Raw genomic sequence first — 13,276 nt, forward strand, 5'->3', positions numbered from 1 at the left:
TGAATCTTCATCTTTGTGTAAATTTTATCTAAAAGGCTGTTTGGGTCAAATAAATTTTAATAAAAGTATATGGTTGTGTTTATTTTTGCTTATGTTTGTCAATAAGCTATGAAGGAGGATAAGATGGAGAACATACATTTGATATTTAAATTTTTATGGTATAGTGTATTATTTTGTATATGGGGAGTATCTTGTACAAGTTCCGGAACTTATAAAAAGACCCAAATGGATATCTATATGCAGTATTATGATTTTATAATTGATTCATTGTCAAAAAATCCTAGTTATGTATGTACCCGGACTGCCAGGCAAATGTCGGTTGCCACAGATAGTGTGGCGTATTACCATTATCTTGTTCTTTTGGCAAAAGCATATATGTTTAAATCCGAGATGGATTCGGCTAAACTTAGCATGGATAGAGCGGAAGTATTTTGCGATGGAGCTGAACCGTCATCGTTAATTAATGATTTGTATGCTGAGATTTACAATATGCGGGGTAATGTATGTGCTCGTCAAGGGTTGACAGATTCTTCAGTGGTATGTTTTCAAAAAGCATTTGATTATCGTTTGAAGGGTAGTAACAGAGATATGCTTCATGATATTTCTATTAATTTGGCTGATGCTTTTGTCCGTACCGGTCATTATGATAAAGGCGCGATGTGGTATCGTAAAGCTTTGTCTTACTGTGATTCATTGAAGATTCCTGAAGAAAAACGTTTTCCTGTTTATTACGGATTGGCACAGGTTTATATGGAACTTCGTGATTTTACGTCTTGTGATCATTACTATGAACTGGCTGCCCGGCAATATGATAAGATGCTTCCATTTGAGAAACATATTTATTTGAATAATCGTGGTAATTCTTATTATTTTCGTGCTGATTATCCTAATGCTTTGGAATTTTTCAGAAAATCATTATTGTTAGCTCGTTCTTATCCGGATATGATTTTTGAGGAACATCTGACTGAAATGAATTTGGGAGAAACTTTTCTATTGATGAATCAGGTTGATTCTGCCGCATACTATTTAAACCTTTGCAGTGATTTTTTTCGTTCTATCGAAAATCAGACGGCTCTCTATTATTTGGATACCCAATTGATTGAACTTGCCTTGAAGCAGAATAACTTGTCTTTAGCACGTAAACGTATGTCTGAGGCTATACAGCCTGATTATGTGGAACCGAATATGCAGCATATCCGTAACCGTTACCTGCAACATTATTTTGAAGAGGTGGGGGATTTCAAACAAGCCTATTATTATCAAATGGAAAATCAGCGTATTGATGATTCTACACGTAATGAGCGTATTAAAATGCGTACAGCTGAAATTGATCTGAAATACAGTCAGGACACCACGCTGATGAAGCAGAAAATTTTTATCCAGCAAAAAGAGAATGAAGTACTGGCGCTGAATCAGACGCTTTACCTGTGGATGTTTGCCTGCATCTGTATTTTGGGGCTCGTTGTTTTTGTTTACATGTACAACAAGAGACAGCGTTTCCTGCTGCAAATGAAAAGTCAGAATATGATTGCCACTTTGCGTATGGAGAATATCCGTAACCGGGTTTCCCCCATTTCATTTTTAACATTCTGAACCGTGAGATGGGAAACTACACCGATGAGCAGGCCGGAAATATGCGTGGGTTGGTAAAGCTGATGCGGCGCAACCTGGAACTGACCGAACAGCTGTGCGTTACCATGGCCGAGGAACTGGACTTTGTCAATACGTTTATCAACCTGGAACGTGAAGCATTGGGAGATAGCTTTATACTGTCCACATCCATAGATGCTGCCATCCATCTTGACCAAGAAATACTTCCTTCCATGATGATACAGATTCCGATAGAAAATGCTATCAAGCATGCCCTGAAGGACAAAGAGGGGATGAAAAGACTGTGGATTGATATCAAGAAGACCGGGGAGGGAATCTGCGTCAAGGTGCGTGACAATGGGGGAGGTTACCGGATAAACAGTGCCAACCATGGTACAGGCACCGGTATAAAAGTGATTCTTCAAACCATACAGTTGTTGAACGCCAACAATAAAAAGCATATCGACATATCCATAACCAATGTGCAGCTGGAAGACGGAGAAACCGGTTGCGAGTTTGCTGTCTTCCTGCCCCAAGGCTATGATTATAATTTGAAAAAGATGGTTTAGTTATTATTTTTGCTAGGATAGTGTCCGAAACGGTCGCTATAGTTCCATAACCGGAGTGTCGGGTTTGTGCGTTAAAACATGTTTTAATACTTTTGTTCCGTTAATAACTAAAGCAGGATTGTTTACTATGGATAAACTATACAGGGTCGTAATAATTGATGATGATGAGTTCTCTGCGGACAATCTTTGTCTGGAGCTGAAGAAATATAACAGGCTGTCTATAGACGGGATGGCACGTAACGGTGCGAATGGCCGGAAACTGCTGGAAAAGGTTCATCCGGACTTGCTGTTTCTGGACGTGGAATTGCCGGACATGAAGGGCATGGAACTGCTGGAACAGCTAAGGGGGGCAATCACTTGGAATATGCAGATTGTGTTCTATACAGCTTATGATAAGTACATGATTTATGCTATTCGTGGGGCAGCTTTCGACTACTTGCTGAAGCCTATAGATAAGAAGGAGCTGGAAGGGATCATTGACCGCTTCATGAAAAAGGCGGAAGAGTCGGCAGCCGCATCTTTGGTTATCCCTCCGCGTGTGTATTCGGCCGGCGAGCATACTTTTATGATATCCACACCCATCAATGACTTGCGCATTCTGCGCTCCATTGACATCGGTTTTTTCCGTTATAACTCCGACCGGAAACTGTGGGAAGTGGTGCTGAACAACCAGCTGCCTTTGCTGCTGAAGAAAAATACTACGGCCGATCATATCAAGGGATATGACTCCTGCTTCGTCCAGATCCATCAGTCGTATATCATTAATATCAATTATCTGATGATGATTAAGGAGAACCGCTGCGTCATGTTTCCCCCGTTTGAGAATATTACGGAACTTCAGGTTTCCAAGAAGTTCAGAAAAGAATTGCAGGATAGGTTTTATTTGTTGTAGTGAATCTATTGATGACGTTGAAAATACAAGTTTATAGAAAGTGATTTTAAGTCACAGTGGAAAAGCAGGAGTCGTGAGATTGCTGCTTTTTTTGTTTTTAGTGCTTAATTTTCCCTTTGCGGTATATGGAAATGAGGCTATATAGTCGTTAATTTAGATAGAATAGTATGCTTGTTAGGCTGTTTGATACTTTCTCTTGGTTTTGTGAATTTGTAAAATGACGTTAATTGTTTTTCTTTGAAGCCGCATAAGGTTAAAAAAAGACATGTATATGAATGAAGTAAAAAAAGTAATATTGTTTTTATTATGCTGTGCTATACCTTTTAGTTTTTATGCACAGAAGGCGCGCCAAAATGCTGTAACAAAGAAATGGGGATATGAGCAGACCGAAAATAAAGGATGGTGGGAAAATTCAAAATATAGGGGTAATTCTATGTTTGGTGGATGGGATGCGGCTTTAGTAAATCAGGATTATGAGATAAATTGGTTGATTTCTCCACAATATGAAGGGGTGACCAAGAGATTTACAGAAAAGTTGGCAGGAGTAGTTTTAGGAGGAAAAGTAGGTTTTATAGACATACACAATCGTTTTATAATTAAACCGCAGTTTGAAAATGCAGATGATATTCATGGATTTAATTTAGGACTGTCTGCGGTAAAGAAGAATGGCAAGTTTGGCTTTATAAATAAAAAAGGAGAATTTGTCATTGAACCTCAATTTGATTACGCTGATAATTTTAGAGATAACATGTTGGCTACAATCAAGCAAGATGGTAAGTTCGGGGCTATTAATTTAAGGGGAGAAATCGTTGTCCCATGTAAATATATTCTAGAAGAAGCAATGATAAGCGTTCCTATATCCAATAAGGTATATCGCCAGAAACAAGAAGAAGTGAAAAATGCGAAAGGGAACGGTGATTTTGATGATTTGCTTGATAAAATCGCTGAATGTAGCAGAGAGGTCAATGAAAAAATTAATAATCCTGGAGCAGAAGTTATAACCGATTCTCTCAGAATAAGGGAAGATAATGGTAAAATGGGCCTTGTAGTGGGAGGACAAACTGTAATTCCTACAGAATATGAGGAACTTATAATAGCAGAAGATGGATTTGTTCTTGCTTGCAAGCAGGATAAATGGGGGGCTTTGGATATATATGGGCGTACTATATTGCCTTGTGTTTATCAATGGGTATATTATGATGTATCGGCAAAGGTCTGGATTGCCAAAAGTCTTGCAATGGGGCTATATAATAGTCAAGGTGCTTTATTACTACCGGGAAGGATTGATTATATAGGTAGTTTTGTGGATGGCAAAGCACCTGTTTGGCTGAATTCCGTACTCGGTTGGATAGATACGAAGGGACAACTCTCTGATGGCTTTGCAGAGGATGTGACAGAATCCTTTTTGAAAGAAGAAAAAAAGGGAGTGGCAGGTGCTTGGGGTATGTTTAATTTATTGACAGATTTGATTCCGGACTATGCCATGGCCCACTATTATATGGGAAAAGGGCAAGTGACTGATGGCATTTATTCTAAAGGAATGGAGCATCTGAAGATAGCGGCAGAATTGGATCCGGATAATGGAGAAGTAGCGTTAGCGCTGAAGCAAGCCAAAAAGGACAAGAAGAAAAGAACGTTGAATACGATTGGTTACATTGCAAGTGTGCATAATGATTTGGAATCTACAAACTCTAATTCTTTTAAAGATGAAAGCAGAAATCAAAATAAGCCTTCATCCGGAATTAATCTGGGAGTTTCTATGGATGAGGTAGATGCCCTTGGTGGGTCTACAGCTACTGCTATAGCAGGAGGTAGTAATCATTGTGGTTTTTTGAAATATGTGTTAGAAGATCTTGAAGAAAAGATTCAGAAGAATACGGGCGAATTGATGGGAGAGTATTATCGGAAAGTGAAGGATGAATATTTGCAGTTTGCCGGTAAAGAAGGGTGTGAACAATAATATATAATTAAAGAATAGAATTATGAGAGTAATGAATGTGAAATTTGTCGGTAGAATCATTATGACGGTTCTTTTTGTATTCATCTGTATTGGAGCGCACGCAGGTGATGACCCTTTAAAATATGAGATAGAGGGAGAAGGAGTAGGTGCACAAGGTATTTATTTGGTAAAAGTGACAGTAATCCAGAAGAAAAGTAAATTGGATGTCGATGTGATCAAGAAGTGTGCAGTTCATGGGGTGCTTTTTAAAGGATTTTCCAGCCAGACTTCACGCACCCGGCAGAAACCTTTGGCAGGAAGTATGGTGGTAGAACAGCAACATCAGGATTATTTTGATGTCTTTTTCCAAAAAGGAGGTTCTTACATGAATTTTGCCAATATGGTAGGAGAGAATCTTTCAGTGGTGAAGATGGGAAAGCAGTATCGAATTTCAGCAGTGGTTTCCGTTGCGAAAGACGCCCTCTATCAAGAGCTGGTATCAGCCGGAGTTATTAAAGGACTAAATAATGGATTTTAGCTTATGTATAAGAGGTTGATTGTTACTTTTCTGATACTGGCTGACGGATTATTGTCTGCTTTTGCCCGGCAGGCTCGTGATGTGATTAATCTGAATAAAGGTAACTTGTATCATTGAAATTAGACTATGAATTTTAAAGAAGAAAAAATTATGAAACATCTGTTTTATACGTGGAAATTGGGATGTCTGCTTTTACTTATCCTTGCCGGATGCAGCAGCAAAAAAAGTGTTTCTTCCTATCATTCCTTTGAGAGTGAATGTTTGGGAGTAGAACTGGATGGGTCGGAAACACTTCGCGCCTGGGGCAGAGGGAAAAATCGTACAGATGCTATAGAGCAGGCAAAGAAAAATGCAGTAAGAGATGTCTTGTTCAAAGGTGTTGTTGCCGGTAGTCGTGAATGTAGTGTGCGCCCTTTGATAACAGAAGTGAATGCACAGGAACGGTATGCATCTTATTTTAACGACTTTTTTAGAGACGGAGGGGAATATCTGAAGTATGTAAGTATGGAAGATAAGAAAACAAATTCTAACACGAAGGCTTCTAATAAAACCCAAATTTCTTATTCCACTACGGTGCGTGTGCTTCGTTCTCAATTACAGCAGAAACTGATAGAAGATAAAATTTTAAAACCATAAAGACAGAAAAACATGAAAAAATTATATGCTATTTTATTTCTTGTAGCACTTATACACACCGGAGTGTATGGGCAGGCTAAAAAACCCACCATTATGGTTGTTCCCGCTAATGTGTGGTGTACCCATAATGGTTATACACAAAAATATAACAATCAAGGCACTATTACTGAAATTCCGGATTATAAAAAGGCATTGGATAATGATTTGAACTTGGTGAATGTCATAACGAAAATAGGTGAATTGATGGCTGAAAAAGATTTTCCGTTGAAGGATATGGCATCTTCTATTCGTTCCATAGAGCAGAGTTCGGCGGAACATGAGATGACTACCAGTTCTACTTCGGGAGCTTCACTGGCAGAGTCTCCTTTGGATCGGTTAATGAATAGAGCTAAAGCTGATATTCTGATTGAAGTAGTTTGGAATATTAATACAATGGGTCCCAAACGTTCTGTTACTTATACTTTGCGAGGCTTGGATGCCTACACTAATAAGCAGGTCGCAGCGACGCAAGGTACGGGAGAACCTTCTATGGCTGCTGAAGTGGCAGTATTGTTGGAAGAAGCGGTAGTAGACAAGATGGATGCTTTCGTAAGTCAATTACAGAAACATTTTGATGATTTGATGGCTAATGGCCGTGAAGTGGCATTAGAAGTCCGTGTGTTTGATAATGGGAGCGGCGTTAATTTGGAAAGTGAATTTGGGGGGGCTGAACTACAGGAAATCATAGAAGATTGGGTGGCGCAGCATACGGTGGCTCATCGTTTTAGTTTAACTGATGCAACTGAGAATATGATGCTTTTTGAGCAGGTACGCATTCCGCTTTATCGTGAAAATGGAATGGCTAGAGATACAAGAAGCTTTGCAAATGATTTGCGCAAATATCTCAATCAGAAAGCCAATCTTACCTGCAAAGTAATGACGAAAGGGTTAGGTAAAGCTGAATTGGTTATCGGAGAAAAATAGAAAAGATATGAAAATAAGGAATATGATATTTGCCGCTTGGTGCGCATGTTGTGCCATGTCTGTGGCAGCACAGGATTGTGAGATAAGCCTTACCATAGCTAAAGCTGCCCAGAAAGAGGAACTTCCATCCCAGGTACAAGAGATTTTAGGAAATCGTTTAGCTGCGGCAGTGGCCGGTCAGGGGAGTGTTGCCAATTCCAATTTTACACCATTCTTTATCACAGCTAAGACCAATACTTTATATAAGGAAACATTGTCCGGTCCTCCTGTCAGTACAGCGCTTACTGTTCAATTGACTTTGTATATAGGCGATGCAGTAGGGCAGAAAGTATTTTCTACTCTCACTGTGGATGCAAAAGGAGTAGGTACTAATATTAACCGGGCATATATCAATGCTTTCCGTGCAATAAATGGCAATAACGTGAAAATACAAGAATTTATACGCGAAGGGAAAGAAAAAATTATCTCTTGGTATAATAGTAATTACAGGCAAATATTGGTAAAAGCGCAAAAAAGTGCTTCTATGCATGAGTATGATGCTGCATTGTATTATGTTACCTCTATTCCTGAATGTTGTGTCGGCTATGAGGAAGCTAGTAAACTGATAGACACTTATTATACTCAATATGTGAATTATAATTGTCAATTGATTATGCAATACGCCAGATCCGAATGGGCGAAGTCACCCGATGCGGAAGGTGCTTCAAAGGCTTTTGACTGGTTGGTTTTCATTGAACCGGGAAGCAGTTGTGAAGGTGAAGCTAAAGTTTTGTATAATGAAATAAAGCAAAAGGTGACCAGTGATTGGAATTTTGAGAATCGTGAGAAATATAAGGATGAAGTGGGGCTGAAAAAGCAGAGGATAGAAGCTGCCAGAGCTATAGGTGTAGCATTTGGTAATGGGCAGCAACCGGTTACTACTAATATTACTTGGCTCCATTAATTCAAGTTCAAATGATTTTAAATAAAGAGAATATGAGAAATAAAAAAGTTATCCTAATTCTATGTCTGCTGGTGCTGGTCAGTGGCTCTGTGCAAGCTCAGAGGTTGAAGACCGTGCAGAATGAAAAGGGGCGTTATGGCTTTATGACGGAAGACGGGACGGTAGTGATAAAATATAAATATGATGAAGCTACTCCCTTTAAAGACGGTATCGCTAAAATAGGAAAAGATGGAAAATACAGTCTGATTAATGAAGATGGTGAAATCATTACAAAACGGAAATATACATATATCGGTGAATTTTATAACGGGGTTTGCCCCGTCGCTGAAGGTGGAAATACTAAAAAAGGAGTAATGCTAACCACGGGTGGGCTCATAGGCAATAAAGCTAGTAGCAATACAGGTGAAAAATGGGGGTTGATTGATAAGACAGGTAAGGAAATCCTGAAAACCGATTATGAAGCAATGGGAGATTTGAATAAGAAACTGATATATGTCTTGAAAGGCAAGAAGTTCGGGTTCATTGATTCAGCTGGCAATATCATAGTGAAGCCTACTTATAATTTTATTGGCAGTTTCAATAACCAAGGAATCTGTTGGGTTAATATCGGTGGCAAATACGATAAAAAGAACAACATGGTGTCTAAAGGTAAATTCGGGTTAATCAATGAAAATGGGCGGGAAATAATTCCTGCCAAGTATGAAGATGTGGGCAACTTCCCTGTTTTGCGAGATAAGAAAACCGGAGCTTTGCTTGATGAGGCTGCCTTTTATACCAAGGCAGACCAGTCTGCATTTCCGGCTACCAAGCAGGAAATACAGAGCTTGCTGCTTCCCAAACCTCATGCTGCTGAGTCCCAGTTGCCTTCATCAAGGGTCGATTATTTTTATTTCATTAATAAGAAATCCCAAGGGTTGGTAGATGTCCATGGAAATACTATTATTCCTTTAACTGCCAATCAGGCTATTCTTCCTCCTTCAGACAATATGCTTAGGCTTGCTAAAGTGGAAAAGAAGCAAATAGCTAAAGCTTATTATGATTTGGATGCTGAAGTGATGGTCAGAATATCTTCTTCAGAAAAGGGAAAGTTTGGAGCTTTCAGCCATAATTTAGCTCCGGTTTCATTGGATGATGAGTTGTATTTCATAGATAAAAAGGGGAACAAGGTGATTGGTGGCCTGTCAAAGGCTTTCCTGAGTAATGAAGGATACCGGGTGGTACAAAAGGGATCGGCTTTTGGCGCTATTGATTCTACAGGGGCAGTTGTTATTCCTATTGAATATACCAATTCGCTTACCAGCGTGAACAATGGACGTTTGGGAGTACAAAAAAATGCTTCTTGGTTTTATGTGGATATGAAAGGACAAATCGTATCCGATAAGTATGACCGTATAGGCAATTTTCATCAGGGGTATGCATCCGTATGCCTGAACAAATTATGGGGGGCTATTGATTTGCAGAACCGGGTTGTCGTTCCTTTAGAGTGGCAAGGTGTAGCTCCTATAGTCGATCCGAAATTGATATGGGTGAAAAAGGATAACCTGTATTATCTTTATGATGGGGTGCAAAAGTCTATTCGTCTGAAGCAGGGATTTGCCAATGCGTCCAACTTTGATAATGAGATGGCTTATGTGATGTCTGATGGAAAGTGGGGGATTATTGATCCGGATGGCAAGGTACTGGTGCCTTGCTTGTTCGAGAAAGAAGAGGATATGGTCTTGGCCAAACAATATATGTTAGCGGAAGACAAGAAGAACTTGACCGAAGTAGAGGCTCTTCGAGTGATTGCACGTTTTGACCCGGATACAAATATGTTTAAGATAACCTCTGTCATTCCGGATAAACATTGGGATTATTAATTATTGAATGTTTGAAAAATGAAAAGATTCATTATAATACAGCTGTTGGCGGTGGTATTCGCCGCTCAAATTCAAGCCCAGGGAGACGGCGAAATAAAATATCGCCGCAGTTCTCTTTATAGCATGATGATCAATCACGAAGGAAGAGAATTTGGTGATGAAATAAAGGATGTTTTTCTCAAAATTCCTGTTCCTGATAAATACAATAACCATGATTTAAGTGTAAAAGTAATCTATACTTCTGAAAAGAAATTGGATAAAAACCATGAGGAGATAGATGAATTTATCAGAAACAATGGTATTGCCAGCCGTATGGTAGGACGCTGGTTTAACCGTGATTACATGACAGGGATCTGTGATGTGGAACTGGTGAAAGAACGAGGGCTGTATAACGCTTCCGAACTGGACAAGGCTCTGGCATCCAAGACTCAACGCGGAAACGCTCTGCTGGAAGATGCCGGTGAGGACTTGATTGGAAATACTTTTCTTATTGTGAATGACATTCGCTATATTGACCGTTCAAAAGGTTCAAGTGTGTGGGGAGGAATTGTCAAAGGACTGGGTGCGGCAGCGGCTATTTACACCGGTGAGACATCCTATATGGATTTAGGTAATTCTACGGGAGATATGGTTGCATCCTATAAGGGGTTTAAAGTAAATATTGATACTTATCTCTATCAACTGGTTTGGGATGAAGAGACCGCAACAAAATTCTATACTCAATATTATACTGATAAGGATAATAAGGAGAAGGTGAATGCTTTCAATAATAACCGTAAGATGTTCAAGTTGAAGTATGTGGGCAGCCAGCATAGTGATGGAAGTAACACTTCCTTTTTGGGTATTAACTTGGATGAGCCCCAGCAAATGGTGCGAAAGGCATGCCAACGTGCCATTGATGAAAATATAGCGAGTCTGCAAAAGAATTTTGACCAGTTCAAAGTGAATACTCCCTTAATCAGTGTTTCTCCCCTGAAAGCTTATATTGGCTTGAAAGAGGGAGTCACTGAAAAGTCTAAATTTGAAGTGCTGGAAGCTGAATTGAGCAAAGAAGGCAAAATGACTTATAAGCGTGTAGGAGTGATTCAGCCTAAGGAAAATCTGATTTGGGATAATCGTTATATGGCTTCCGAGGAACAGGCTTATGGTTCGGACTTTGGTTTTACCACTTTCCGAAAAGTATCGGGTGGCGATTTTTATCCGGGAATGTTGATTCGTGAAATAAAATAAGTGTTTAAGTTAGCCGGCTTCGTCAACAGAAGTGAAAATAGGTTACTTGCCAAAAAGATTTGTTGATATGGCTGAATAGTGAAACATAAAACAAACAGGCGTTTATTCTTCGGAAATGAACGCCTGTTTGTTTATGTTTTAAATGGTTCTATACTGCCAGCTTGGAGAGGTGTGAAAAGTAGAACTGTTTTTTTGATGGCTCTTCCAATTTCATATCATATAGAGCTGGAATGTGAAGCTTAATTTACAAATTTTCAAGCTTGTCTTATTGGCATAATTTATTTATTGTATATATAGTCGTTAATTTTAGCTGCTTGGTATCTGCTTTAGTGTGTTTAGTGTAAATCTTGACAAATGATGGTTTTTTGAATATAAAAGTTGCAATACATTTGCAAATGTAAACTTATAGAGTCAATTGTTACGAAGTATGGAAAAGACAATTATTGCAGCACTTTTAATGCTGATTTCGTTAACATCGTATGCACAGGGTTTAATGTGGACTGCGAAGGCTGAACTCAATATGAGCAGCATGTCTAACGTAGAGGAATCTAAAATGCATCCAGGTTTCTATGCAGGAATAGGAGCTGGGTATGTTATTGATGAAACTTGGTCTGTCCGTCCTTCTTTATTGTTCACTATGAAAGGAGTGAAACAAGATTACAAATTTTAATAAAAATACTGCATTATGAAGAAACTGTTTTTTATCATGGCTATGTCCGTATGTGCATTCACGGCACAAGCACAAACTACTTCCGGTATTCGTGTGGGGTTAAATATGACCAGTGCTACAGGGAAGTATAATGATCTTATGGCAGATCAAGATTATAATAATAAAAGCTATATGGGTTACAGTATCCATTATTTTATAGATGTTCCTGTGATTGGAAACTTCAGTATTCAGCCTGCTGTTGGACTTTCTATGAAAGGTATCACTTATGAGTACGATAAATTTACCACTAAAAAGTCGCATCGGCTCGATTTGGATTCTTATAAGAAATATGATGTGACGGAATCTCGCGGCACTAGTGTCACTCAAAAACATAATCTGGGATATTTGGACGTTCCTATTTTATTTGCTTATGCTTTACCTTTGTCAGAATCGTTTAGGGTTCAGTTGGGAGTGGGGCCTTACTTCTCTTATGGGTTGTTTGGTAAGTTTAAATATGAGTCGGATAAATATTTGACAGTATCCCCCGATAAATATGGAGAAAATAAACATACCATAACCAAAGATGATTGTCCCTCCTTTGGCAAGAATGATGATGCGGACGATCCTAAAGGTAATATTAACCGTTTTGATTGGGGAATTGCCGTACAGGGCAGCATTTATTGGAAACGCTTGTTTTTGAATGTCGCTTATCAAAAAGGTTTGAAATCGGCTAATATTACTGACGAGAAGAATGAAGGGAAAGATAAATTGGCCCTTTCCAATTTGTCGTTAGGGTTAGGCTTTATATTTTAAGTTGTGAACAGGCTGAGGAACTGCTGGAAAATAGAAGAATAGAGAGGCATCAGAAATTTGATGAAACTTGTCCACCCTTTCTTGCCGAAATGAAGAATCTGTCGGATGTAAATGGAGGTTCATTTGGAAACGTATGTGTAGAAACCCGTTTCCGGTCACTGTTCCGTATCGTTCCGAAAGTCTTTATTCTTTTCGGAAAAGACAAGGACGTTTACAAAAAAGATGAAGACGTCTGATAAAAAGAACAAGACGTTTCATTCCAAAGATCTATATCTTTCAATCTTTAGTTTAAGTCTTTCCGGCTCTACCGGTTTAGCCTTCTCCTCCGAAAGGGAAGGATGCTGGATGTGACGGCAAAACTTGGTACAGGATTTCGTGGAACTTGCTGCAAGATCCGACAGAACTTGTATCAAGATTCTGAATACTTTAGCAAGGAAAGTCGCAGTTTCGAGGCTGCACAAGCTTACCGTGTTTATTGCACAAGCCTGCTTTGTCCACCGGACAGGGCAGGCTTGTACCATGGAACAAGGTGGATAAAGTGGTGGCTGCAGGCATTTTTCTTGCATAAAATAATGTATTGAAGGTGTGTCGTAATACACGATGCGCCTTCTTTTTTTTCATTGACTATAAAAATCGACTCATTTTTTTAAGCTGC

10 protein-coding genes and 1 pseudogene are annotated in these 13,276 nt (G+C 39.1%); all 11 read left to right on the forward strand.

The window, feature by feature from the left end:
* The first annotated feature begins 108 nt into the window (after nucleotides 1–108).
* Nucleotides 109–2,159, forward strand: a pseudogene (locus tag AB5062_RS16810) (histidine kinase).
* Nucleotides 2,160–2,286: 127 nt separating this feature from the next.
* Nucleotides 2,287–3,051, forward strand: a complete 765-nt coding sequence (locus AB5062_RS16815) for a LytTR family DNA-binding domain-containing protein (RefSeq protein ID WP_005841573.1) — start codon at nucleotides 2,287–2,289, stop codon at nucleotides 3,049–3,051.
* Between the two features lie 265 nt (nucleotides 3,052–3,316).
* Entirely contained in the window at nucleotides 3,317–5,011 is a 1,695-nt protein-coding gene (locus AB5062_RS16820; RefSeq protein WP_008670056.1) for a WG repeat-containing protein, read from the forward strand.
* 22 nt (nucleotides 5,012–5,033) lie between these two features.
* Entirely contained in the window at nucleotides 5,034–5,528 is a 495-nt protein-coding gene (locus AB5062_RS16825; RefSeq protein WP_005841569.1) for a hypothetical protein, read from the forward strand.
* A gap of 150 nt (nucleotides 5,529–5,678) precedes the next feature.
* Nucleotides 5,679–6,164 (forward strand): hypothetical protein, encoded by a 486-nt coding sequence (locus tag AB5062_RS16830; protein WP_005852087.1) that lies wholly within the window; start codon nucleotides 5,679–5,681, stop codon nucleotides 6,162–6,164.
* Between the two features lie 12 nt (nucleotides 6,165–6,176).
* On the forward strand, nucleotides 6,177–7,127 hold the full coding sequence (locus AB5062_RS16835) for a DUF6175 family protein (RefSeq protein WP_032952627.1): 951 nt from the start codon (nucleotides 6,177–6,179) through the stop codon (nucleotides 7,125–7,127).
* A 7-nt stretch (nucleotides 7,128–7,134) separates the two neighbouring features.
* A complete protein-coding gene (locus AB5062_RS16840; RefSeq protein ID WP_032952625.1) occupies nucleotides 7,135–8,070 on the forward strand; it encodes a hypothetical protein in 936 nt (311 codons plus the stop codon).
* 11 nt (nucleotides 8,071–8,081) lie between these two features.
* On the forward strand, nucleotides 8,082–9,929 hold the full coding sequence (locus tag AB5062_RS16845; protein WP_032952624.1) for a WG repeat-containing protein: 1,848 nt from the start codon (nucleotides 8,082–8,084) through the stop codon (nucleotides 9,927–9,929).
* An 18-nt stretch (nucleotides 9,930–9,947) separates the two neighbouring features.
* The gene (locus tag AB5062_RS16850; RefSeq protein WP_005852081.1) at nucleotides 9,948–11,159 is read left to right on the forward strand and encodes a hypothetical protein; all 1,212 of its coding nucleotides are present in this window, start codon (nucleotides 9,948–9,950) and stop codon (nucleotides 11,157–11,159) included.
* Nucleotides 11,160–11,586: 427 nt separating this feature from the next.
* Entirely contained in the window at nucleotides 11,587–11,829 is a 243-nt protein-coding gene (locus tag AB5062_RS16855) for a hypothetical protein (protein WP_008670044.1), read from the forward strand.
* A gap of 15 nt (nucleotides 11,830–11,844) precedes the next feature.
* Nucleotides 11,845–12,621 (forward strand): porin family protein, encoded by a 777-nt coding sequence (locus tag AB5062_RS16860; RefSeq protein WP_005852075.1) that lies wholly within the window; start codon nucleotides 11,845–11,847, stop codon nucleotides 12,619–12,621.
* Nucleotides 12,622–13,276 lie beyond the last annotated feature (655 nt).

Origin of the sequence: Phocaeicola sp. RTP21359st1_B8_RTP21360_211022, from assembly GCF_040911965.1 — a bacterium.
GTDB classification, from domain to species: domain Bacteria; phylum Bacteroidota; class Bacteroidia; order Bacteroidales; family Bacteroidaceae; genus Phocaeicola; species Phocaeicola vulgatus.